The 24,616-nt window shown below is 70.6% G+C and carries 18 protein-coding genes; 14 read left to right on the forward strand and 4 right to left on the reverse strand.

Annotated features, from left to right (window positions below):
* Positions 1-1,386 carry an ATP-binding protein gene (locus ABTX78_RS02965; protein ID WP_352205059.1) on the forward strand — a complete coding sequence of 462 codons (1,386 nt, stop codon included), beginning with the start codon at positions 1-3 and terminating at the stop codon, positions 1,384-1,386.
* 70 nt (positions 1,387-1,456) lie between these two features.
* Here ABTX78_RS02965 and ABTX78_RS02970 read toward each other — a convergent pair whose 3' ends face one another.
* Positions 1,457-2,455: a TAXI family TRAP transporter solute-binding subunit gene (locus ABTX78_RS02970; protein WP_352205060.1), complete on the reverse strand. Its 999-nt coding sequence runs from the start codon at positions 2,453-2,455 to the stop codon at positions 1,457-1,459.
* 98 nt (positions 2,456-2,553) lie between these two features.
* On the opposite strand from ABTX78_RS02970, the gene miaB reads away from it, so the two are divergent.
* Positions 2,554-4,044 (forward strand): tRNA (N6-isopentenyl adenosine(37)-C2)-methylthiotransferase MiaB, encoded by a 1,491-nt coding sequence (gene miaB, locus ABTX78_RS02975; protein ID WP_352205061.1) that lies wholly within the window; start codon positions 2,554-2,556, stop codon positions 4,042-4,044.
* Between the two features lie 104 nt (positions 4,045-4,148).
* Positions 4,149-4,859 (forward strand): class III extradiol dioxygenase subunit B-like domain-containing protein, encoded by a 711-nt coding sequence (locus tag ABTX78_RS02980; protein WP_352205062.1) that lies wholly within the window; start codon positions 4,149-4,151, stop codon positions 4,857-4,859.
* Positions 4,860-5,007: 148 nt separating this feature from the next.
* Here ABTX78_RS02980 and ABTX78_RS02985 read toward each other — a convergent pair whose 3' ends face one another.
* Positions 5,008-5,325, reverse strand: coding sequence for a hypothetical protein (locus ABTX78_RS02985; RefSeq protein ID WP_352205063.1), 318 nt, complete (start codon positions 5,323-5,325; stop codon positions 5,008-5,010).
* A gap of 182 nt (positions 5,326-5,507) precedes the next feature.
* Here ABTX78_RS02985 and miaA point away from each other — a divergent pair, with 182 nt between their 5' ends.
* The 6 genes from miaA to hflX all read left to right on the forward strand — a co-directional run bounded on the left by miaA (position 5,508) and on the right by hflX (position 13,399).
* Positions 5,508-6,446, forward strand: a complete 939-nt coding sequence (gene miaA / locus ABTX78_RS02990) for a tRNA (adenosine(37)-N6)-dimethylallyltransferase MiaA (RefSeq protein WP_352205064.1) — start codon at positions 5,508-5,510, stop codon at positions 6,444-6,446.
* 99 nt (positions 6,447-6,545) lie between these two features.
* Entirely contained in the window at positions 6,546-6,992 is a 447-nt protein-coding gene (locus ABTX78_RS02995; RefSeq protein WP_352205065.1) for a hypothetical protein, read from the forward strand.
* A gap of 73 nt (positions 6,993-7,065) precedes the next feature.
* Entirely contained in the window at positions 7,066-7,989 is a 924-nt protein-coding gene (gene dapF / locus ABTX78_RS03000; protein WP_352205066.1) for a diaminopimelate epimerase, read from the forward strand.
* Between the two features lie 141 nt (positions 7,990-8,130).
* Complete coding sequence (locus ABTX78_RS03005) at positions 8,131-10,209, forward strand: RelA/SpoT family protein (protein WP_352205067.1); 2,079 nt, start codon at positions 8,131-8,133, stop codon at positions 10,207-10,209.
* A 65-nt stretch (positions 10,210-10,274) separates the two neighbouring features.
* Entirely contained in the window at positions 10,275-11,738 is a 1,464-nt protein-coding gene (locus ABTX78_RS03010; RefSeq protein ID WP_352205068.1) for a M1 family metallopeptidase, read from the forward strand.
* Positions 11,739-11,908: 170 nt separating this feature from the next.
* On the forward strand, positions 11,909-13,399 hold the full coding sequence (hflX, locus tag ABTX78_RS03015) for a GTPase HflX (RefSeq protein WP_352205069.1): 1,491 nt from the start codon (positions 11,909-11,911) through the stop codon (positions 13,397-13,399).
* A 138-nt stretch (positions 13,400-13,537) separates the two neighbouring features.
* Here the strand turns inward: hflX and ABTX78_RS03020 are convergent, their stop codons facing one another.
* Positions 13,538-14,707: a trypsin-like serine peptidase gene (locus ABTX78_RS03020; RefSeq protein ID WP_352205070.1), complete on the reverse strand. Its 1,170-nt coding sequence runs from the start codon at positions 14,705-14,707 to the stop codon at positions 13,538-13,540.
* A 346-nt stretch (positions 14,708-15,053) separates the two neighbouring features.
* Positions 15,054-16,229 carry a trypsin-like serine peptidase gene (locus ABTX78_RS03025; RefSeq protein ID WP_352205071.1) on the reverse strand — a complete coding sequence of 392 codons (1,176 nt, stop codon included), beginning with the start codon at positions 16,227-16,229 and terminating at the stop codon, positions 15,054-15,056.
* 315 nt (positions 16,230-16,544) lie between these two features.
* On the opposite strand from ABTX78_RS03025, the gene ABTX78_RS03030 reads away from it, so the two are divergent.
* Genes ABTX78_RS03030 through ABTX78_RS03050 form a run of 5 tightly spaced genes read left to right on the forward strand, consistent with a single transcriptional unit; the run spans position 16,545 to position 24,595 of the window.
* Positions 16,545-17,918 (forward strand): diaminobutyrate--2-oxoglutarate transaminase family protein, encoded by a 1,374-nt coding sequence (locus ABTX78_RS03030; RefSeq protein ID WP_352205072.1) that lies wholly within the window; start codon positions 16,545-16,547, stop codon positions 17,916-17,918.
* A 26-nt stretch (positions 17,919-17,944) separates the two neighbouring features.
* On the forward strand, positions 17,945-19,837 hold the full coding sequence (locus ABTX78_RS03035) for an IucA/IucC family protein (RefSeq protein ID WP_352205073.1): 1,893 nt from the start codon (positions 17,945-17,947) through the stop codon (positions 19,835-19,837).
* Between the two features lie 42 nt (positions 19,838-19,879).
* Positions 19,880-20,617, forward strand: coding sequence for a GNAT family N-acetyltransferase (locus tag ABTX78_RS03040; protein WP_352205074.1), 738 nt, complete (start codon positions 19,880-19,882; stop codon positions 20,615-20,617).
* A 59-nt stretch (positions 20,618-20,676) separates the two neighbouring features.
* The gene (locus tag ABTX78_RS03045; RefSeq protein WP_352205075.1) at positions 20,677-22,584 is read left to right on the forward strand and encodes an IucA/IucC family protein; all 1,908 of its coding nucleotides are present in this window, start codon (positions 20,677-20,679) and stop codon (positions 22,582-22,584) included.
* A gap of 43 nt (positions 22,585-22,627) precedes the next feature.
* Positions 22,628-24,595 carry an ATP-dependent DNA helicase gene (locus tag ABTX78_RS03050; RefSeq protein ID WP_352205076.1) on the forward strand — a complete coding sequence of 656 codons (1,968 nt, stop codon included), beginning with the start codon at positions 22,628-22,630 and terminating at the stop codon, positions 24,593-24,595.
* The last annotated feature ends 21 nt before the right edge of the window (positions 24,596-24,616 follow it).

Genomic DNA, 24,616 nt, shown 5'->3' on the forward strand with positions numbered 1-24,616 from the left:
GTGCGTACCCGACTTCTCCCGCTCCTCATCGTCCTCATGGCGGGCGTGCTGCTCGCGCTCGGCTTTCCGCTCGCGGTGAGCGTCGCCGCCGCGGAGCAGCAGCGGGTGGTCGTGGACCGTATCGACGACACAGTGCGCTTCGCGGCGCTCGCGCAGTTCGTCACCGACCGCTCCAGCCTCGACGAGCGGCGCTCCACGCTCCAGGAACAGCTCGACCGCTACCACGCCACCTACGGCATCAAGGCGGGCGTCTTCTACCGCGACGGCGACGCGATGGCCCGCGCGCCCGAGGACTGGTCCGTGCCGCCGGACGGCGAGGGCCGCGAGGCCTTCAGGGACGCCCTGTCGGGGCGCCGCAGCCAGGACCCGCCCCAGGTGTGGCCGTGGCAGCGGGGCGGCCGTCTCGTCGTCGCCTCACCCGTCGTACGGGACGGGGACGTCGTCGCCGTCGTCTTCACCGACTCACCCACCGACCAGCTGCGCTCGCGTGTGCTGCGCGGCTGGCTGCTGATCATCGCCGGTGAGAGCGCGGCCATGCTGGTGGCTGTCGGTGCTGCCTTCCGTCTGACCGGATGGGTGCTGCGGCCGGTACGCGTTCTGGACGCCGCCACACACGACATCGCGACGGGCCGGATGAAGTCGCGGGTCGCCGCGGCGGGCGGGCCGCCGGAGCTCAGACGGCTGGCGGGCTCGTTCAACGAGATGGCCGACAACGTCGAGCAAGTGCTGGAACAGCAGCGCGCGTTCGTCGCCGACGCCTCCCACCAGCTGCGCAACCCCCTGGCCGCGCTGCTGCTGCGTATCGAGCTCCTCGCACTCGAACTGCCCGAGGGCAACGAGGAGATCGCCTCCGTCCGTACCGAGGGAAAGCGACTCGCCCGGGTCCTCGACGATCTGCTGGACCTGGCGCTGGCCGAGCACGCCGCCGCGGATCTGCGGCTCACCGACATCGGCGAGCTGGCGGCCGAACGCGTCGCCGCCTGGCGTCCCCTCGCCGAGGAGAAGGGCGTCCGGCTCATCGAGCACCGGGCCGCCGTCACCGCCTGGGTCGACCCGATCGCCCTGTCCAGCGCCCTGGACGCGGTGATCGACAACGCGCTGAAGTTCACGCCGGCCGGTGAGGAGGTCACGGTGACGGTCGCCTCCAACGGCGAGACGTCCACCATCGTGATCACCGACCGCGGCCCCGGCCTGACCGACGAGGAACTCAGCCGCGTCGGCGACCGCTTCTGGCGCAGTGGCCGCCACCAGAACATCAAGGGCTCGGGCCTCGGGCTCTCCATCTCGCGTGCCCTGCTGTCGGCGGGCGGCGGTCGGATCACCTACGCGCACCACGAGCCGCGCGGACTTGTGGTGACGGTGAGTGTGCCGCGCACAGCTCCGTGAGGCATGCCGGGAGCGGCAAGGGCACGACCGCGCGGGCTCGGGAGCTCGGGTGCTCAGTGGAGCCGACGGCTCAGGGCTTCGACGAGCTGTAGTAGCGCCGGGCGCCCTCGTGCAGCGGCAGCGGGTCGGTGTAGACCGCCGTCCGCAGATCCACCAGCTGGGCGGGGTGCACGGTGTTCCCGATCCGGTCGCGGCTCCTGATCACCGTACGGGTGAAGCCCTCCGCCATCGCCGGATCGATCCGGTCGGTCGTCACCAGCAGGTTCGCCACCGCCATCGTCGGTACGGGCGCCCCGCTCTGCGCCTGCAGATAGGCGTCGGGCGGCATCACGGCCGAGCGGTAGTAGTTCGCCGCGTCGCTGGTCACATGCAGCTTCTCCACCAGGTCCGACTCCAGCGGCACCAACCGGATCTGATAGCGCTCCGACAGCTTCTGCACGGTGCTGGTGGGCAGACCGCCCGACCAGAAGAAGGCGTCGAGCTTTCCACGCTCCAGCTGCGACGGCATGGTGTCGATGCCCGCCGGCACGGCCGTGATGTCCCTCTTCGGGTCGATGCCCGCGGCGGTCAGCAGCCGCTCGGCGATCAGACGCACACCCGACCCCACCTGGCCGACGCCGATCTTCCTGCCGCGCAGGTCCTCGATCTTCAGAACCGGCGAGCTCCGGGGCACCACGAGCTGGACGTAGTCGTCGTACAGTCGCGCACAGCCCCGCAGCCGGTCGGCGCCGGGCTTGCTCTCCCGCTTGTACTTCGCGACGGCATCGGCGGTGGCGATGGTGAAGTCGGCCTCGCCCGAGGCCAGCCGTGCCAGGTTCTCCTGCGAACCCTCGCTGAGCCGTAGGTCTATGTCGACGTCCGGCAGATCCTTCGCGAGCGCCTCCTTCAGCAGCACGCCGTAACGCTGGTAGACGCCGCTCTGCGAGCCCGTACTGAACGTGACCGAGCCCTCCGGCGAGGCGCCGCCGAACGGCAGCAGCCACCAGAGCAGCAGTCCCACCACCGCGAGAGCGGTGGCCGACGTCTGCAGAGCACGACGACGGGCGACACGGGACAAAGGCTGGAGCATGTGGCGATCCTGCCAGCTCACTCCCTGTGATGGCCAGGCCCGGCCTCGCGGAAGCCCGGGGCGGAGGGCCGGTGCCACCCCGTACCCTGGTTGGCGCGATGAGTGCGAAAACTTACGAGGTGCGCACCTACGGGTGCCAGATGAACGTCCATGACTCCGAGCGCCTGTCGGGCCTGCTGGAGGGCGCCGGATACGTCCGTGCGCCCGAGGGGGCCGACGGTGACGCCGACGTCGTCGTCTTCAACACCTGCGCGGTGCGGGAGAACGCGGACAACAAGCTGTACGGCAATCTCGGCCGGCTCGCCCCGATGAAGACCAAGCGGCCGGGCATGCAGATCGCCGTCGGCGGCTGCCTGGCCCAGAAGGACCGCGACACCATCGTCACCAGAGCGCCCTGGGTCGATGTCGTCTTCGGTACGCACAACATCGGCAAGTTGCCCGTCCTCCTGGAGCGGGCCCGCGTCCAGGAAGAGGCGCAGGTCGAGATCGCCGAGTCGCTGGAGGCCTTCCCGTCGACGCTGCCGACCCGCCGCGAGTCGGCGTACGCGGCCTGGGTCTCGATCTCCGTCGGCTGCAACAACACGTGCACCTTCTGCATCGTCCCCGCGCTGCGGGGCAAGGAGAAGGACCGCCGGCCGGGCGACATCCTCGCCGAGATCGAGGCACTCGTCGCCGAGGGCGTCTCCGAGATCACCCTGCTCGGCCAGAACGTCAACGCGTACGGCTCCGACATCGGCGACCGTGAGGCCTTCAGCAAGCTGCTGCGCGCCTGCGGCACGATCGAGGGTCTGGAGCGCGTGCGGTTCACCTCCCCGCACCCCCGGGACTTCACGGACGACGTCATCGAGGCCATGGCCGAGACCCCGAACGTGATGCCGCAGCTGCACATGCCGCTGCAGTCCGGCTCGGACACCGTGCTCAAGGCGATGCGCCGCTCGTACCGGCAGGAGCGTTTCCTCGGGATCATCGACAAGGTGCGCGCCTCGATCCCGCACGCCGCCATCTCCACCGACATCATCGTGGGCTTCCCCGGCGAGACCGAGGAGGACTTCGAGCAGACGATGCACACGGTGCGCGAGGCCCGTTTCGCGAACGCCTTCACCTTCCAGTACTCCAAGCGCCCCGGAACCCCGGCCGCCACCATGGCCGGCCAGATCCCCAAGGAGGTCGTGCAGGCGCGCTACGAGCGTCTCGTCGCCCTCCAGGAGGAGATCTCCTGGGCGGAGAACAAGAAGCAGGTCGGCCGGGTCCTCGACGTCATGGTTGCCGAGGGCGAGGGCCGCAAGGACGGCGCCACCCACCGCCTGTCGGGCCGCGCGCCCGACAACCGCCTGGTGCACTTCACCAAGCCGGACGAGTCGGTGCGGCCGGGCGACGTCGTGACGGTCGAGATCACCTACGCAGCGCCGCACCACCTGCTCGCGGAGGGGCGGGCCACCTCGGTGCGCCGCACCCGCTCGGGCGACGCCTGGGAGAAGCGCAATGCCACGCAAGCGGCGCAGCCCGCGGGCGTGATGCTGGGTCTGCCGAAGATCGGCGTCCCGGAGCCGCTTCCGACGGCCGCGGCACCGGGCTGCGGCTGCGACTAGGACCCGGTCCGGACGGGGTCTGAGCGACGGGACGGCGTCAGGCCCCGCGCGGTGCCTTCGACCGACCGCGCGGCGGCTTCCCTGTGCGGACTAGGCTGCCGATCATGCTTGTCGCCGCCGCCGTCTGCCCCTGTCCGCCGCTGCTCGTTCCCGAGGTCGCCGCGGGCGCCGCGCCCGAACTCGACGTGGCGCGGACCGCGTGCGCGGACGCCCTCGGGGTGCTCGCCGCCGCACGCCCCGATCTGCTGGTCGTCGTCGGGCCCACCGATGAGAGCGCCGGCGGTCCGTACGCCGCCGGAGCACCCGGTTCCTTCCGCGGCTACGGCGTGGACGTCGATGTCCGCCTCGGCGGCGACAGTGCTCAACAACTGGACCGGATCCTGCCGCTGTCCCTCGCCGTCGGCGCCTGGCTGCTCGACCGCGCCCGGTGGTCGGGGCCGGTGGAGGGCCTCGGTATCAGCGAGGACCTCTCTCCCGGGCTCTGTGCCGAGAGCGGCCGGGAGCTCGGGAGCCGGGCCGGGCGGGTGGCTCTGCTGGTGATGGGCGACGGCAGCGCCTGCCGCACCCTCAAGGCGCCGGGATATCTGGACGAGCGGGCCGCGGACTTCGACGCCCTCGCCGCCCGGGCGCTCGGCGACGCCGACGTCCAGACGCTGAAGGCGCTGGACAAGGCCCTGGCGGACGAACTGAAGGCGGCGGGCCGTGCCCCGTGGCAGGTTCTCGCCGGAGCGGCCGAAAACGCCGACCTCGAGGGTCGGCTGCTCTATGAGGACGCCCCGTACGGTGTGGGCTACTTCGTGGCGACCTGGTCGTAGACCGGCCCAGGGCCCCCGGACCGGTCGTAACCCGCTCCCGGGCTCGTCGACTCAACGGCGGACGGCCGCGGAAGGACATGTCCGCGGCCGTCCGCCGTTCAGTACCGCCGGCCCGGAGAGCAGGCGGTGCAGTGGCTGCCGAGCAGCCTCAGCTGCGTGCGCCCTCGCCCGCCGTCGTCTCCGCCGCCTCCTCGGCCGAATGCTGCTTCGGGATCTCCACAGCGTCAGCTGCGGGGGCCTCCGCGGCCACCGGCTCGTCGGCCGCGGCAGCCTCCGGCGCCCGCTCCGACGTCTCCGCCGAAGCCTCCGCCTCGGGGGCGGCCTCGCGGGCGGTCTCCGAAGCCGCGTCGGAGACCGCCTCGGCAGCGCCCTCCGCCGGGGCCTCCGCCGTCACCGGCGCGGCGCTCGTCTCCTCGGACGGTGCCTCGGGTGTCGCCTTGCGGCGGAAACGTGAAAAAACGCCCATATCTACTCCAAAACGTACTCGTGTGGGCGAAGTTCCGTACCGCCCGGAGCGTCTCCTTGCGCCGCCCGCGGGCACCGGTCGGTAAACCGGCGTTCGGAACCTCGCAACAGGCAACGAACCCCCGGCCGTACCGTCACCTCGCTCGTTCGGGGACTCCTCCGCATGTTTGCGAAACTGGGTCGGTGAGAACTGCAGCTCCCGCACCGCGGGTCATCGCCGTCGTCGGTCCCACCGCGGCCGGAAAGTCCGATCTGGGTGTCTTTCTCGCCCAGCAGCTCGGGGGCGAGGTCGTCAACGCCGACTCCATGCAGCTCTACCGGGGGATGGACATCGGCACCGCCAAGCTGACGCCCGAGGAGCGCGGCGGCGTCCGGCACCACCTCCTCGACATCTGGGACGTCACCGAGGCCGCGAGCGTCGCCGAGTACCAGCGGCTGGCCCGTGCGGAGATCGACCGGCTGCTCGCCGCGGGCCGCACTCCGGTTCTCGTCGGCGGCTCCGGGCTCTACGTGCGCGGCGCCATCGACGCCCTCGAATTCCCCGGCACCGACCCGCTGATCCGCGCCCGCCTGGAGGACGAACTCATCGAGTTCGGGCCCGGCGCTCTGCACGCCCGGCTCGCCGCCGCCGACCCCGGCGCCGGAAAGGCGATCCTCCCCAGCAACGGCCGCCGCATCGTCCGCGCCCTCGAAGTGATCGAGATCACCGGCCGGCCCTTCACGGCCAATCTGCCCGGCCATGACGCCGTCTACGACACCGTGCAGATCGGTGTCGACGTCGAGCGGCCCGAACTCGACGAACGCATCGCGCTGCGTGTCGACCGGATGTGGGAGGCGGGGCTCGTCGACGAGGTGCGCGCGCTGGAGGCGCAGGGGCTGCGGGAGGGGCGCACGGCCTCACGCGCGCTCGGCTACCAGCAGGTCCTCAGGGCGCTCGTGGGGGAGTGCACCGAGCAGGAGGCGCGCACGGAGACCGTACGCGCCACCAAACGCTTCGCGCGCCGTCAGGATTCGTGGTTCCGCAGGGACCCCCGTGTGCACTGGCTGAGCGGGGCCGCCGCCCACCGGGAGGAACTTCCGCATCAGGCGCTGACGTTGGTCGAACGAGCGGTTACAGCCTGATCACGTGATGGCATCGGGACGCCCTGCCCGTCATTTCGGCGCCCCGGACCGTGCCATCATCGAGCATCGATCGACGGTGAGTCCGAGTTGGGAGGGCGCGTGGCGATGGAGGCCGGCCCTCATGACACAGAGCGACAACCGCTGGGCCCCACGGACAGGGCGTCCCGGCTGAGCCCTGACGGACCCGACGAGCAGGACGTCCTCGCGGACGAGGTCGAGGTCGAACTCCGCCCGCCGCGCCGGCTGCGGATCTGGCAGCTCGCCCCCATCGTGACGCTCGCGGCCCTCGGCTCGCTGATGTTCGCCTTCCCCCTCGCCTTCGGCACCGGGGACGGCGGCGCGGTCGTCGCCATGCTCGGCCTCCTGATCAGCTGCTGCGCCGCGGGCTGGGGCGTGATGGCCGCCCGCCGGGTCGGCCACATCTGGCCCGGTCTGCCGCCCCGCGGCTCCGGCGAACGTCCCGACTGGCGTGTCATCGCCCTCTACGTCGGCGTGGGCGTCGTCATCGTCGCGCTCGCCGTCTGGCGCGTGGCCCGCCTCCGCTGACCCCTGCCGCGGCGCCCCGGCGAGCCACCCCGGGGGTCGCCTCGGATCACCGTTGTCGCACCCTCCTCGTACGATGGACGGCGTGAGCACCTCGCAGACCTCGGCGGTCCCCTTCCTCAAGGGTCACGGGACCGAGAACGACTTCGTGATCGTCCCCGACCCGGACAACGTCATCGACCTGCCCGCGTCCGTCGTCGGGCGGCTGTGCGACCGCCGGGCCGGCATCGGCGGCGACGGGCTGCTCCACGTCGTGCGCTCCGCGGCCCATCCCGAGGCGCGCGCCATGGCCGACGAGGCCGAATGGTTCATGGACTACCGCAATGCCGACGGGTCCGTCGCCGAGATGTGCGGCAACGGCGTACGCGTCTTCGCCCGCTACCTCCAGCGGGCGGGCCATGTCCAGTCCGGTGATCTCGCCGTGGCCACCCGCGGCGGCGTCAAGACGGTGCACATCGCGAAGGCCGCGCCCGGCGGCGGAGCCGACGCGGGCGAGATCACCGTGTCGATGGGCCGGGCGGCCCTGTCCGGACAGACCGTCACCGTCACGGTGCAGGACCACAGTTGGCCCACACACAACGTGAACATGGGCAATCCGCACGCCGTCGCCTTCGTCGAGCACCTCGACGACGCGGGCACCCTGTACGCCCAACCGCCCTTCTCCCCGGCCGCCGTCTACCCGGACGGGGTGAACGTCGAGTTCGTCGTCGACCGCGGCGAACGCCATGTCGCCATGCGGGTGCACGAACGCGGCTCCGGTGAAACCCGCTCCTGCGGCACCGGTGCCTGCGCCGTCGCCGTGGCGGCGGCCCGCAGGGACGGCATCGACCCCGCGGTCACCGGTGTGCCCGTGACGTACACCGTGGACCTGCCGGGCGGACGACTGGTGATCACGGAGCGTCCCGACGGGGAGGTCGAGATGACCGGGCCCGCCGTGATCGTCGCCGAGGGGTACATCGAGCCCGCGCTCCTCGCACAGACCGAAACCCCGCTCGGATAGAGCTTCGCTCGAATGGGTGATCCGGTTCACGCTCGGCGAGAGCCGGACTGCGCCACGTGGTGGGCTCGGTAGCATCAAGCACCGGCCCGGAGGGCACGCCTGCTCTTCCACCGCCGGTCGATTGTTGCCGGAGGTGCCCCCATGAGTGCAGAGGCCGCCAACCCTGGTGCCCACAGCCGCAGACGCGGCCGTCCCAGGATCGACCTCCGCCGGCTGGGGCGTGCCGCGCTCCTCGGACCCGCCGGGCGTGACCGGCTGCCCGACGCCATCGGGCATGTCGCCGAAGCGCACCGCGCCCACCACCCCGACGCGGACCTCGCCATCCTGCACAAGGCGTACGTCCTGGCGGAGACGTCGCACCGCGGACAGTTCCGCAAGAGCGGCGAGCCCTACATCACGCATCCGCTCGCGGTCACCCTGATCCTCGCCGAACTGGGCGCGGAGACCACGACCTTGACGGCCTCTCTGCTCCACGACACCGTCGAGGACACCGATGTGACGCTGGAGCAGGTGAAGGCGGAGTTCGGTGCCGAGGTCGCCTATCTGGTCGACGGCGTCACCAAGCTGGAGAAGGTGGACTACGGCGCTGCCGCCGAACCCGAGACCTTCCGCAAAATGCTCGTCGCCACCGGCAACGATGTCCGCGTCATGTCCATCAAGCTCGCGGACCGGCTGCACAACATGCGCACGCTCGGCGTGATGCGCCCCGAGAAACAGGCCCGCATCGCCAAGGTCACCCGCGACGTCCTCATCCCGCTGGCCGAACGACTCGGCGTCCAGGCGCTCAAGACGGAGCTGGAAGACCTCGTCTTCGCCATCCTCCACCCGGAGGAGTACGAGCGCACCCGTGCCCTGATCGCCGACAACACCGCCGCCGGGGAGCTGCTCGACGCCATGGCGGAGCGCTTCGGCGCGGTCCTGCGGGAGGCGGACATCACCGCCGAAGTGCTCATCAGACCCCGGCACTTCGTCTCCGTTCACCGGGTCAGCCTCAAGCGCGGCGATCTGCGCGGTACGGACTTCGGACGCCTGCTGGTACTCGTCGGCGAGGACGCCGACTGCTACGCGGTCCTCGGCGAACTGCACACCTGTTTCACGCCGGTGATCTCCGAGTTCAAGGACTTCATCGCCGCCCCCAAGTTCAACCTGTACCAGTCACTGCACACCGCCGTCGCGGGCCCGGACGGCGCGGTCGCCGAAGTCCTCATCCGTACGCACCAGATGCACAAGGTCGCCGAGGCAGGCGTCGTCGCGCTCGGCAACCCGTACGTACCCCTGGAAGGCGCGGAACCGGCCGACGGCGAACGCGCCGACCCCACCCGGCCGGGCTGGCTCTCCCGGCTGCTGGAGTGGCAGGAGTCCACCCCGGACCCGGACACCTTCTGGACGTCGCTGCATGCCGATCTGGCACAGGACCGCGAGATCACGGTCTTCCGTGCCGACGGCCGGATGCTCGGCCTGCCCGCCGGCGCAAGCTGCGTCGACGCCGCCTACGCGCAGTACGGCGAGGAGGCCCACGCCTGCATCGGCGCGCGCGTCAACGGCCGTCTGGCCACGCTGAGTACGGTGCTCAGCGACGGCGACACGGTGCATCTGCTGCTCGCCCACGACTCCGCCTCGGGGCCTTCGCCCGAATGGCTCGACCACGCCCGCACCCCCGCGGCGCGCATCGCCATCACCACGTGGCTCGAAGCCCATCCCGAGGAGACGAAGGACGCGGCGGCGGCGCCCCGCCGGCCCGCACCCGTCACCACCGAGCGGCCCACCGACGCGAACGCGGTCGTCGATCTGCCCGACGCGACCGTACGGCTCGCAGGCTGTTGTACACCCGTACCGCCCGACGCCGTCACCGGCTTCGCCGTACGCGGGGGAGTGGTCACCGTCCACCGCGAGGAGTGTTCCGCCGTCGCGCGGATGAAGTCCCTGGAGCGTGAGCCGATCAAGGTCAGCTGGGGCGACGCCGCCGCGTGCCGGGTGACCCTGGTCGCCGAGTCCTTCGGCCGCCCCCGGCTCCTCGCCGATCTCACCGAGGTCATCGCCACCGAGGGCGCCGCGATCGTCTCCGCGACCGTCGAGCCGCCGAGCCAGTCGCGCGTCCGGCACACGTACACCCTGCAACTCCCGGACGCCGCCGGGCTTCCCGCGCTGATGCGGGCCATGCGCGATGTGCCGGGGGTGTACGACGTGAGCCGCACCCAGCATCCGGCGGCCATCACCTGACCTCGTTCGGGTGGCGCGACGCGCGTCGTCACCACGGCCGCCGTACGCGCTGGTAGCGGTAGGGCATGCTGCTCTCTTCCCGGCGCCGTCTGCGTGCCGCCCTGCTGGCCGCCGCGTCGGCCACCCTCGTCGCCGCCGCCCTGCCGTCACCGACGCCGCTCGGCATCGGCGATCCGCTGTTCCCGCACCTCGGCAACCCCGGCTACGACGTGGTCGCCTACGACATCGCCTTCACGTACAACGGCACCAACACCACACCGCTGGACGCCGTCACCAGGATCGAAGCCGTCGCCACCCAGCGACTCGACCGCATCAACCTCGACTTCACCCACGGCACGGTGAGCGAGGTCGTGGTGAACGGTCTCCCGGCCGAGTTCGCCACCGCGGGCGAGGATCTCGTCGTGGAACCGGCCGTCGCCCTCCAGCGCGGCTCCCAGGTGCGCATCACCGTCGCACACACCAGTGACCCGAGAGGCGCGGCCAGTGCGGGCGGCTGGGTGCGCACCGGGGACGGGCTGGCCATGGCCAATCAGGCCGACGCCGCGCACCGGGTGTTCCCGTCCAACGATCATCCCGCCGACAAGGCGTACTTCGCCTTCCGTATCACCGCTCCCAGCGAGCTCACGGCGGTGGCGAACGGGCTCGCGGAGTCGAAGCACCAGAACGGCGCCACCACCACCTGGTCGTACCGCACCACCCACCCCATGGCCACCGAGCTGGCCCAGGTCTCGATCGGCTCCTCCGCCGTGGTGCACCGCCAGGGTCCCGGCGGACTGCCCGTGCGCGACGTGGTCCCCGCGAAGGACCGGGACCGGCTGGAGAAGTGGCTGGCGAAGACGCCCGGCCAGCTGGAGTGGATGGAGGAGAAGGCCGGCCCCTACCCCTTCGAGACCTACGGCGTGCTGGTGGCCGACGCGGACACCGGGTACGAGCTGGAGACCCAGACGCTCTCGCTCTTCGAACGCTCGCTCTTCACGAACCCCGCCTACCCGGAGTGGTACGTCGACTCGATCATGGTGCACGAGCTGGCCCATCAGTGGTTCGGCAACAGCGTCTCGCCCCGCACCTGGTCCGACCTGTGGCTCAACGAAGGACATGCCACCTGGTACGAAGCCCTCTACGCGGAGGAGAAGTCCGGTCACACCGTCGAGAGCCGGATGCGTGAGGCGTACAAGCACTCCGACCAGTGGCGGACCGACGGCGGCCCGCCGGCGGCGCCGAAGCCGCCCGCCCCGGGGAAGAAGATCAGCCTCTTCCGCCCGGTGGTGTACGACGGCAGCGCGCTCGCGCTCTACGCACTGAGGCAGACCATCGGCAAGGAGGCCTTCGAGCAGCTGGAGCGGACCTGGGTGAGCGAGCACCGGGACGGCACCGCGACCACCGCGGACTTCACCGCCCTCGCCTCCGAGATCGCGGGGCGTGACCTCTCGGTGTTCTTCCGTGAGTGGCTCTACGGGCAGCGGACCCCGGCGATGCCGGGTCATCCGGACTGGCGGACCACGGCCCCGAAGAAGGCCGCGGCCCGGTGAAATATGGGTGACGGCCCCGGAGGCACCGTGCGACCATCAGCAGGTCGGCGAGGCGGCCGGGGCCGGAATTTCCGCAGGGGAATGATCCGGGCCCGTCACACGTTGTCACTGACATACGTACCGGAGTTCTCCGGCACGTCACGGCATTTTTCTTCGACGCAAAGGATCCAATGACCTCCTCTTCATCCCCTTCCCAGGACGAGCAGAGTTTCGCGGAGACGCGCACCGAGAGCCTTCGGGCCGATGCCCTGATGGAAGAGGACGTCGCCTGGAGCCACGAGATCGACGGAGACCGGGACGGCGATCAGTTCGACCGTTCCGAGCGCGCCGCGCTGCGGCGTGTGGCGGGTCTCTCCACCGAGCTCGAGGACGTCACCGAGGTCGAGTACCGGCAGCTGCGCCTGGAGCGTGTGGTGCTCGTCGGTGTCTGGACCACGGGGACGGTGCAGGACTCGGAGAACTCCCTCGCAGAGCTTGCGGCCCTCGCCGAGACGGCGGGCGCCCTGGTCCTCGACGGTGTCATCCAGCGCCGCGACAAGCCGGACCCGGCCACCTACATCGGCTCCGGCAAGGCGCAGGAGCTGCGGGACATCGTGCTCGAGACCGGCGCCGACACCGTCGTCTGCGACGGTGAGCTGAGCCCCGGCCAGCTGATCCACCTGGAAGACGTCGTCAAGGTCAAGGTGGTCGACCGGACCGCACTGATCCTCGACATCTTCGCCCAGCACGCCAAGTCCCGAGAGGGCAAGGCGCAGGTGGCCCTGGCACAGATGCAGTACATGCTGCCGAGGCTCCGCGGCTGGGGACAGTCGCTGTCCCGGCAGATGGGTGGCGGCGGCGGTGGCGGCATGGCCACCCGAGGCCCCGGTGAGACCAAGATCGAGACGGACCGTCGTAGGATCCGCGAGAAGATGGCGAAGATGCGCCGGGAGATCGCGGAGATGAAGACCGGCCGAGAGATCAAGCGGCAGGAGCGCCGGCGCAACAAGGTGCCCTCCGTCGCGATCGCCGGTTACACCAACGCCGGAAAGTCGTCCCTGCTCAACCGCCTCACGGGCGCCGGCGTCCTGGTGGAGAACTCCCTGTTCGCCACCCTGGACCCGACCGTCCGCCGGGCCGAGACGCCGAGCGGCCGGCTCTACACCCTGGCCGACACCGTCGGGTTCGTACGGCATCTGCCGCACCACCTCGTCGAGGCGTTCCGCTCCACCATGGAAGAGGTCGGTGACGCCGACCTGATCCTGCACGTGGTGGACGGCTCGCACCCCGCACCGGAGGAGCAGCTGGCCGCCGTGCGCGAGGTGATCCGCGATGTGGGTGCGCTTGACGTACGCGAGATCGTGGTGATCAACAAGGCGGACGCGGCCGACCCGCTCGTGCTGCAGCGGCTGCTGCGCATCGAGCGGCACGCGATCGCGGTGTCGGCCCGGAGCGGCAAGGGCATCGACGAGCTGCTCGCGCTCATCGACATCGAACTGCCGCGACCCGAGGTCGAGATCGAGGCACTCGTCCCGTACACGCAGGGCGGCCTGGTCTCGCGGGTGCACGCCGACGGTGAGGTCCTCTCCGAGGAGCACACCACGGAAGGCACCCTGCTCAAGGCACGGGTGCACGAGGAGCTGGCCGCGGCGCTGGCCCCCTACGTACCGGTGCCTCACTGATCGCCCGGCCGATCGCGCACTGATCACAGCCGACAGCGCCCGCCCCTCGTCGAGAGGGGCGGGCGCTGTCGCTCTGCTGCGCGGACCGTCCGGCGGTCGCGGTCCGCGATCAACCGCGGGTTGCGGCCCGCGCCGGGACTACTGGTTCGCGAACTTGTCGCTCATCGTCGTGTAGATCTGCTGAGCGCCCTCACCCAGGCGCGGACCCGCCAGCCAGCCCGCGGTGACCGGGCCGATGGACGTGTTGGAGACGAGCGCAAGCTTGCCGTTCGGCTGGGTGGCGAACCATCCGCCGCCGGACGAACCGCCGGTCATCGTGCAGCCGATACGCCACATCGTGGGCGTACCCGAGGCGATGGAGAGACGGCCCGGACGGTCGATGCACTTGTGCATGATCGCGCCGTCGTACGGCGGCGCGGCCGGGTAGCCCCACGCGCCCATCGAGCTGATGCTCCGTGCCTCGGGAGCGGCGAAGTTGACGTCGAGCGCCACTCCTACGGTCTCCTCCAGCGACTTGCTGCCCCGCTCCGGCTTCACATGCATCACGGCGTAGTCGTACGGAGCGCCCGTACCACCGGTGGGGCCGCCCTGGCTGATCCACTCGCCCGAGGTCGAGACCCAGTCCGCCCAGTACACGCCGTACGGGGCGACGTCCTGCGGCTGCGCGGAATTCAGCGCCGCGGGGGACTGGCCCTTGTCGTTGTAGGCGGGAACGAAGGCGATGTTGCGGTACCAGCCGCCCGCCTGACCGGCGTGGACACAGTGACCCGCGGTCCAGACGAGGTTGGACTTGCCGGGGTTCTTCGGGTCCTTGACGACGGTGGCCGAGCACACCATCGAGCCCTGCGGGGCGTCGAAGAAGACCTTGCCGACCGGTGCGGCGTTCTGGTGGTACGGCTTCTTCTCCGGGACGGCCTGCACCGGGCGCGGCTCCGGGTCGGTGACGTCCTGATCGCCGGTGATGTCGCCGGCGGCGAGCGTCTTCGCCGGCGCCTTGGCCGTCGTCATCCGCTCGGGCTTCCACAGCCCCTCGATCACCGGGTTGACGAAGTCCTTGGCCTCACGCAGCCACTTGTCCTTGTTCCAGTTCTTCCACTCGCCGTTCTTCCACTTCTCCGGGTCGACACCGTGCTCCTTGAGCCGGTCGGCCAGATCCGCGGGAATCTCGGTGCCGCCCTGATCGGCGGCGGAACTGGAAGAAGCGGGCTTGTCGGCGGCCTTGTCCTCGCCCGGGCCACATGCGGTGGCCGTCAGCGCGAGCGCCGCTGCGGTGCCGATGACGGCCACCAGCGGACGTATGGATCGCATGGAAACGATTCCCCCTGAAGGTGCTTCTGTAGATGCTTCTGACGTGCTGCGGAACGCGTCATGAACGTGTCACGGGACATGCCGTGTACCGGTCATGCGAAAGGGCGGCCTTCCGGGGCCGCCCGCTACCGCGGCGCCACTCTATGACGGTGCCGGGCCGCCGAGTTGGGGCAGACCCTCACCTGCACGGAGTCTCCACGAGGCAGGACAACACCGGGCTCGGGGGCAGAGGCCAACGCCCGTTCAGAAGGCCGAGCGAAAGGCCCCGGCCTCTGATCCCTGCCTGGAGAGGGCAGGGCCGCGACCACTCGGTCTCAGGCCCCTGCCCCTCCCGCGAACCGTGTGCCTACTGGCCCGCGAACTTCTTGCTCACGGCGTCGTAGATGGCCTTCGCCCCGTCATCGAGGCGCGGGCCGGCCAGCCAGCCGGCCGTGACCGGGCCGATCGAGGTGTTGGACACCAGCGCGGGCTTGCCGTCCTGGCCCTCGGCCACCCATCCGCCGCCGGACGAGCCACCGGTCATGGTGCACCCGATGCGGTGCATCGTCGGCTCGTCGGCCTTGATGGAGAGACGCCCCGGCTTGTCGGCGCACTGGAACATCCTCTCGCCGTCGAACGGCGGCGCCGCCGGGTACCCCGTGGCGGTCATCTTGGCGATGTCCGTCGCGGGCGGTGCGTTGAATTCGACCGGCAGCGCGGAACCGACCGTCTCCTCCAGCGACTTGCCCGTGCCGCCCTTCTCCGGGGTCACATGGATCACCGCGTAGTCGTACGGAGCGCCCTGACCGCCGGTCGGCGCACCCTGGTTGATCCACTGCTCGGACGTCTGCGCCCAGTCGCCCCACCACACACCGTACGGAGCGATTTCCTCCCTGGGCGCCTTCGCCAGCTCGGCGGTGGACTTGGCGCTGTCGTTGTACGACGGCACGAAGGCGATGTTGCGGTACCAGCCGCCGTTCTTGCCGGCGTGCACACAGTGGCCCGCGGTCCACACCAGGTTGGACTTGCCGGGGTGCGCCGGGTCCTTCACGACGGTCGCGGAACAAACCATGGAACCCTCGGGGCCGTCGAAGAGGAGCTTGCCCGCCTCGGGCTCGCTGGAGTTGTACGTGGCCTTCACCGCCTGCGCCTTCACCGGGTCCGGCGTCGGGTCGGTGACACCCTCGTCACCGGAGATGTCGGGGGCGACCGGCTTCTCCGGCGGCTTCTGCGCCTCGCGCATCCGGTCCGGGTCCCACAGGTCCTCGATGATCGGGTTGACGAAGTCCTGGGCCTCGCGCAGCCACTTGTCCCGGTCCCAGTTCTTCCACTCGCCGTTCCTCCACTGGTCCAGGTCGATCCCGTGCTCCTTGAGCCGGTCCTTGAGATCGTCCGGAATAGTGATCTTGCCGTCGGTGGACTCGCCGGCGGCGGCGCTCGGCTTGTCGCCCGCGTTGTCCTCGCTCGGACCGCAGGCAGTGGCAGCCAGTACGAGCACGGCGGCGAAGGATGCCGCTGTCAGCTTCGGGCGAATGGGTCGCATGTCGTGATCCCCCTGGGACTTCAGAACTGATGAACTACTGAACCGTCGAACTGCCGGAACCCTACAAGGGCCCCTGCTCCCGGCCGTGACGCCCGGAGCCGGAAGGCGTCCCCACTATGCCGGTGCCGATGGGGACGGCTCCCGGCAGGTTCGCGGTTCCGCCGCCCCAAGGATCTTCCGATTGCCCGTGATCTCCGGCTTCCGGCGTCGTTGGTACGTACGGGGGACACCAGGACAGCGTTCATCCCAGGTGGGTGGCGTACGGCCGCCGTACCGATGTGCAACGCAACTGTTACAGCTGGAGGACCAACAGCCGTGGCCGTGACCGAACCTGCTCCGGCGCCGCCGGCCGCGCACGAGGGAATTCTCCGCCGGCAGTCGCTGCGCGAATCAGCGGCCAGGACCTACGCGCGCTCGCTGCCCATCGTTCCCGTGCGCGCACGAGGGCTCACGATCGAGGGGGCGGACGGCCGGCGCTACCTGGACTGCCTCTCCGGAGCGGGCACCCTGGCGCTCGGTCACAACCACCCAGTGGTGCTCGAAGCCATCAAGAAGGTCCTCGACTCCGGCGCGCCCCTCCACGTCCTGGACCTCGCGACCCCGGTCAAGGACGCCTTCACCACCGAGCTTTTCGCCACGTTGCCGCGGGAGTTGGCCGAGGACGCTCGCATCCAGTTCTGCGGGCCCGCGGGTACCGACGCCGTCGAAGCCGCCCTCAAACTCGTCCGTACGGCGACCGGCCGCTCCGGTCTCCTCGCCTTCACGGGTGCCTATCACGGCATGACGGCCGGAGCCCTCGACGTGTCCGGCGGAGCGACGGACGTCCGGGTCAGCCGGCTGCCGTTCCCGCAGAACTACCGCTGCCCCTACGGCGTCGGCGGTGAGCGCGGCGCCGAACTGGGCGCGCGCTGGACCGAGAGCCTCCTCGACGATCCCAAGAGCGGTGTGCCGACGCCGGCCGGAATGATCGTCGAACCCGTCCAGGGGGAGGGCGGGGTGAACCCGGCCCCCGACAACTGGATGCGCAGAATGCGGGGGATCACCGCCGACCGCGGCATCCCGCTGATCGCCGACGAGGTGCAGACCGGAGTCGGGCGCACCGGCGCCTTCTGGGCCGTCGAACACAGCGGAGTCGTCCCCGACGTCATGGTCCTCTCCAAGGCGATCGGCGGCTCCCTTCCGCTGGCTGTGATCGTCTACCGCTCCGAGCTCGACGCCTGGCAACCAGGCGCCCACGCCGGCACCTTCCGTGGCAATCAGCTCGCCATGGCTGCCGGTGCCGCCACTCTCGCCTTCGTACGCGAGAACCGGCTGGCCGACCGCGCCGCCACCCTGGGCGCCCGCATGCTGGGCCGCCTCCAGGGCCTGGCGACGGCCCACCCCTGCATCGGGGACGTCCGGGGGCGCGGCCTGATGATCGGCGTCGAACTCGTCGACCCGGACTCCGCGGCCCCGGACGCGATGGTGCCCCCACCCGCCCCGGAGCTCGCCTCGGCCGTCCAGCAGCAGTGCCTCGACCGCGGACTCATCGTCGAACTCGGCGGCAGGCACTCCGCGGTCGTACGGCTCCTTCCTCCTCTCACTCTCACCGACGAACAGGCGATGGCCGTCCTCGACCGTTTCGCCGACGCCCTGGCCGCGGCCGAGCGGTCCCTGCATGGAAGCAACGGCAGCAGGCAGTCCTACTGATCCGGACAGAACGCAAGGAAGCATCCGTGAACCCCATTCCCGCTCCCGACGCCCCCGAGGCCGACGGCCGTTCCACCGCTGCCGACCGCCGACAGGACGGTGACCACGGCCGCCTCGCGGCGGAGACGGCGACGGTGCCGCGCCAGCAGGGGAGCCATGGTGAACCGCATCCTGCGGCGCTGCCCACCGGGGCTCTGAGCACCGAACTTCTCGACCATCCCGACCCCCACCGCGCGGCGGACGCGGCAGCGGTCGAGAGCCTGCTCCGCTGCTGGGTGCGGGAGAACAACCTCGACAAGCCCGAAGGAACCGTCCTGCGCATCCCGCTGCACTCCAGCGGCACCGCGCTGCTCGTCCCCGTGCGCTACTGGTCGCCCGCAGGCTGGCACCGCTTCGGTGCTCTCTCCATGGAGGGAGCTCTCCGCGATGCGCAGGCCGTCGACGCCGTGACCGTAGCGGCGCTCCTCAGCCGGGAAGCCGGCCACGGCGAAGGGACCGACCTGGTCGGACGCGTCGCCGACTCCGCACGCCGCACAGCCGACTTCATCGCCGACCGGCGCGTCCGCCCCACCCCCGCGGCCGAGGCGGACCTCTTCCTCAACGCCGAGCAGTCGCTGCTGCTCGGCCACCCCCTGCACCCGACACCCAAGAGCCGCGAAGGACTCTCCGAGGGCGAAATCCGGTGTTACTCACCGGAGTTGTACGGCTCCTTCCCCCTGCACTGGATGGCTGTCGACCGATCCGTCCTCGCCACCGACTCGGCGTGGACCGAGCAGGGCCGCCCGCTGCCGGCCGAGCAGCTCACCGCCGGGCTCAGCGGCGACCTGGCCCTCCCCGACAGGTGCGTCGCCCTGCCCCTGCACCCCTGGCAGGCACGAGAACTGCGGAGCCGCCCCGCCGTCGCCGCACTCTTCGAGGGCGGTCTCCTCCATGACCTCGGCGCCCACGGAGACCACTGGCACCCCACCTCCTCGATCCGGACCGTGCACCGCCCCGGTGCCCCGGCCATGCTCAAGCTCTCCCTCGGCCTGCGCATCACCAACTCCCGTCGTGAGAATCTCCGCAAGGAACTCCACCGTGGTGTCGAGGTCCACCGTCTGCTGCGCACCGGCCTCGCCAAACAGTGGCGCGCTGCTCACCCCGGGTTCGACATCGTCCGCGATCCCGCCTGGCTCGCCGTGGACACGGCCGACGGCGAACCGGTGCCGGGGCTCGACGTCCTGCTCCGGCACAACCCGTTCGGACCCGGGGACGATGCCGCCTGCATGGCAGGACTCACCGCCCTCCGACCCTGGCCCGGACGCCCGGGCATGCACTCGCGCCTGGCCGAGCTCGTGGGCCGACTGGCCGCGCGGACCGGCAGGCCCCTCGGAGCCGTCGCCGCCGAGTGGTTCCTGCGCTACCTCGACCGTGTCGTCCGCCCCGTGCTCTGGCTGGACGGCACCGCGGGCATCGCCCTCGAAGCCCACCAGCAGAACACCCTCGTGATCCTCGACCCCGAGGGCTGGCCCATCGGCGGCCGCTACCGGGACAACCAGGGCTACTACTTCCGTGAGTCGCGCCGCGACGAACTCCAGCGCCGACTCCCCGGCATCGGCACCCTCAGCGACACGTTCGTCTCCGACGCGGTCACCGACGAGCGCTTCGCCTACTACCTCGGCATCAACAACATCCTCGGCCTGATCGGTGCCTTCGGAGCACAGCGCCTCGCCGACGAGCGGATCCTCATCGCCGGCCTGCGCCGCTTCCTCGCGGCGGCCAACGGCCTCGGCTCGCCGCTGCCCGCGCAGCTCCTGGAGTCCCCCACCCTGCGTTCCAAGGCCAATCTGCTGACCCGGCTGCGCGGCCTCGACGAGCTCGTGGGCCCGGTCGACACCCAGTCCGTCTACGTCACCATCGCCAACCCCCTTCGTTCTTGAGGAAGCACACCCCTGACCGACCTGCGAGAGGAGAGCGCCGCAATGCCTCCCATCGATGCGAGCAACGGAACCGAAGCCGGTGCCGCCGCACCCCAGCTCGCCGACAGCGTCGAGGACACCCTCGATCTACGCATCCCCGACGAGCTCCTGGCGCTGTTCCGGGAGGGCGAGCCCGACGCCGACCCAGAGCAGGCCGACGGCTGTGCCGGAGATCTGCTCGACCACCTCGCCGAATGGGGGCCGGCGACCACCTCCCACGGCTCCTTCCAGCTTGTCCCCGTGCGCATCGAGCGGGACCTGGTCCTGATCAGCCGCTGGATGAACGACCCTGCTGTCGCAGCCTTCTGGGAGCTGGCCGGACCCGACTCCGTCACAGCTGCCCACCTGCGCACCCAGCTCGACGGCGACGGCCGCAGCCTCCCCTGCCTGGGTGTGCTCGAGGGCGTGCCCATGAGCTACTTCGAGATCTACCGCGCCGATCTGGATCCTCTGGCGCGGCACTATCCGGCTCGTCCTCATGACACCGGCCTTCACCTCCTCGTCGGGGGTGTCGCCGACCGCGGCCGCGGCGTCGGCTCCACCCTGCTCAGAGCCGTCGCCGATCTCATCTTCGACAAGCGCCCCCGGTGCACACGCGTCATCGCGGAACCCGACCTTCGCAACACTCCCTCCGTCTCCGCCTTCCTCAGTGGTGGCTTCCGCTACTCCGCGGAGATCGACCTCCCCCGCAAGCGGGCCGCTCTCATGGTCCGCGACCGCGCGCTGCGCAACCTGCTGTGAACGATCCGCTGCCTTCCCTACACCGCTCGCCCCGCATCGGTTCCACTCGAGGAGTCCCCGTGCCCCAGCCTCCTGCCAGCTCCGACTCCGAGCACCCGTCCGCGGCACCCTTCAGCCCACCCGGTCTCACCGCGCAGCGCTGGGACCGGGTGGGAGCCCGCCTGCTCGCCAAGATGCTCGGCGAGTTCGCCTACGAGGAGATCATCGAGCCGGTGCCCGACAAGGCCGGTGAGGCACCCGCGCCGGACGCCGGGCAACGTAACCGGGAGGCCGACGCCCAGCACCCACAGGCACCGGACATAGCTCCGAGCGGGAACGGCCACCCCCGGCCCGCTCGCTTCACCCTCGATCTGGACGACGCCGCCCGCCTGTCCTTCCGCGCCCGCCGCGGGGCCTACGGCAGCTGGCGCGTGGATGCCGACTCCATCCGGTGCGACGACAGGCCGTACGCCGACCCGCTCGACTTCCTCGTCCGGGCCCGCCGTCTCATCGACCTCGACGGCGCCACCCTCGGCCACCTGCTCCGTGAGCTCAGCGTCACCCTCGTCGCCGACACGGGCCTCGACCACGCGGCACCGTCCGCCGCCGCACTCGCCGATCTCGGCTACGCCGAGCTCGAAGGCCACCAGACCGGCCACCCCTGGCTCGTACTCAACAAGGGCCGTATCGGCTTCTCCGCCACCGACACCGCCGCATGGGCGCCCGAGGCCCGCAGGCCCGCCCGGCTGCCCTGGATCGCCGTCAGTACATCCCTCGCCTCCTTCCGCGGAGTCTCCTCCCTCGCCGCCGCAGGCGACCTGTACGCCCACGAACTCGACGCCCCGGTACGTGAATCCTTCGTCGACGCCCTGCGCGCCAGGCAGCTCGACCCCGACTCGTACCTCTTCCTGCCGGTGCACCCCTGGCAGTGGGACGAGGTGATCCTTCCCCTCTACGCGCCGGCTATCGCGCGTGGCGAGATCGTGCCACTGCCGACCGACGGTGATCTGCGGCTGCCCCAGCAGTCCATCCGCACCTTCGTGAACCTGGACCGCTCCCACCGGCACACCGTCAAGCTGCCGCTGTCCATCCTCAACACCCTCGTCTGGCGCGGCCTGCCGACCGAGCGCACGCTCGCCGCCCCCGCCGTCACCGCCTGGGTGCACGGACTGCGCGACGAGGACCCCTTCCTGCGGGACGAGTGCGGCGTGATCCTTCTGGGTGAAGTCGCGTCGGTCAGCGTCGAGCACCCGCTCTACGACCGCCTTCCCGAGGTGCCGTACCAGTACAAGGAACTGCTCGGCGCGATCTGGCGCGAGCCCCTGCAGCCGCGCCTGGCACCCGGCGAGCGGGCGAGGACGCTCGCGTCGCTGCTGCACACCGATCCGCAAGGCCGTTCGTTCACCGCCGAACTCGTCACCCGCTCCGGTCTCGACCCAGCCGTATGGCTGCAGCGCCTGTTCGCCGCCCTGCTTCCGCCGCTGCTGCACTTTCTCTACTGCTACGGCACGGTCTTCTCCCCGCACGGCGAGAACGCCATCGTCGTCTTCGACGACCAGGACGTGCCCGAACGCCTCGCGATCAAGGACTTCGTCGACGACGTCAACGTCAGCGCGCAGCCGCTGCCCGAGCACGACTCGATGCCCCAAGACGTGCGGTCCGTGCTGCTCACCGAGGAGCCCGCCTTCCTCACCCAGTTCATCCACTCCGGCCTCTTCATCGGCGTCTTCCGCTACCTCGCGCCGCTGTGCGAAGAGCACTTGGGCGTGCCGGAAGCCGACTTCTGGGCGCTGGTCAGGGCGGAAATCCTGCGTCATCAGGGGCGATTCCCCGAGCTCAAGGACCGCTACGAAGCGTTCGACCTGCTCACTCCCCGTATCGACCGGATCTGTCTCAACCGCAACCGGCTCCACCTGGACGGCTACCGGGACCGCCCGCAGCGCCCGCACGCCGCCGTCCACGGCACCGTCCCCAACCCTCTGGCGTGATCGGATCGGAGTTGTCAGTGGTGAGCCGTAGGGTGGTCGGCCTATGACGAAGCCATCCCTCCCCGAACTACTCCACGCCGCCGTCACCGCCGTCGGTGGTGTGGAAAGGCCTGGCCAGGTCACCATGGCCGAGGCCGTGGCCACCGCCGTCGACGACGGTTCGCATCTGTTGGTCCAGGCCGGTACCGGCACCGGAAAGTCCTTGGGCTATCTGGTGCCCGCACTGGCGCACGGGGAGCGCGTCGTCATCGCCACGGCCACCCTGGCCCTCCAGCGGCAGCTTGTCGAGCGGGACCTGCCGCGCACGGTGGACGCGCTGCATCCCCTGCTGCGCCGCCGGCCGGAGTTCGCCATGCTCAAGGGCCGGTCGAACTACCTCTGCCTGCACCGGTTGCACGAAGGCGTGCCGCAGGAAGAGGAGGACGGCCTGTTCGACCCCTTCGAGGCGGCCGCCCCCACCAGCAAGCTCGGACAGGACCTGCTCCGCATGCGGGACTGGGCCGACGAGACGGAGACGGGCGACCGGGACGACCTCACGCCCGGCGTCTCCGACCGGGCGTGGGGACAGATCTCCGTCTCCTCCCGCGAGTGCCTGGGCGCCAGCAAGTGTGCCTACGGCGCCGAGTGCTTCGCCGAGATGGCACGGGAGCGCGCGAAGCTCTCGGACGTCGTCGTCACCAATCACGCGCTGCTGGCCATCGACGCGATCGAGGGCGCGCCCGTGCTGCCCAGCCACGAGGTCCTGATCATCGATGAGGCCCATGAACTCGTCTCACGGGTGACGGGTGCGGCGACCGGGGAGCTCACGCCGGGCCAGGTCAACCGGGCGGTGCGGCGCGCGGCCAAGCTGGTCAACGAGAAGGCGGCGGATGCCCTGCAGACCGCGGCGGAGACCTTCGAGCGACTGATGGAGCTCGCCCTTCCCGGCCGGCTGGAGGAGATCCCCGAGGATCTCGGATACGCCTTGCTGGCGCTGCGCGACGCATCGCGCAATGTCATCTCGGCGCTCGGCTCCACCCGTGACAAGTCCGTCCAGGACGAGGACGCGGTTCGCAAGCAGGCTCTGGCCGCCGTCGAGAACATTCACGGTGTCGCGGAGCGCATCACCCAAGGCTCCGAGTACGACGTCGTCTGGTACGAGCGCCACGACCGGTTCGGCGCCTCCTTGCGGGTCGCTCCGCTGACCGTCTCGGGGCTGCTGCGGGAGAAGCTGTTCACCGAGCGGTCGGTGGTGCTCACCTCCGCGACCCTCAAACTCGGGGGCGACTTCAACGGTGTGGGCGCGTCGCTCGGTCTGTCCCCCGAAGGGATCGCCGGGGAGGACGTCCCGCAGTGGAAGGGCCTCGACGTCGGCTCGCCCTTCGACTACCCGAAGCAGGGGATTCTCTATGTCGCGCGCCATCTGGCGACGCCGGGCCGCGAGGGGTCCCGCGCCGACATGATGGACGAGCTCTCCGAGCTGGTGGAGGCGGCAGGCGGCCGCACACTGGGACTGTTCTCGTCCATGCGGGCTGCCCAGGCAGCGGCCGAGGAGCTGCGCGGGCGGCTCGACAACCGGATCCTCTTGCAGGGCGAGGAGACGCTCGGCGAGCTGATCAAGGCCTTCGCCGCCGAACCGGAGACCTGTCTGTTCGGCACCCTCTCGCTCTGGCAGGGCGTCGATGTGCCGGGTCCCAGCTGTCAGCTGGTGGTGATGGACCGGATTCCGTTCCCGCGGCCCGACGACCCGCTGATGAGCGCCCGCCAGAAGGCGGTCGAAGAGTCGGGTGGCAACGGCTTCATGGCCGTCGCGGCGACGCATGCCGCCCTGCTGATGGCGCAGGGCGCCGGACGTCTCGTACGGGCCACGGGCGACCGCGGCGTCGTTGCCGTACTCGATCCCCGGCTTGCCAACGCCCGGTACGGGAGTTACCTGCGAGCGTCGTTGCCGGACTTCTGGTACACCACGGACCGCAACCAGGTGCGTCGCTCACTGTCCGCGATCGACGCAGCGGCCAAGGCAGCACTCTGACACCGGATACAGCGCGGGACG

It is taken from the genome of Streptomyces sp. NPDC096193, from assembly GCF_040302905.1.
Taxonomy (GTDB): domain Bacteria; phylum Actinomycetota; class Actinomycetes; order Streptomycetales; family Streptomycetaceae; genus Streptomyces.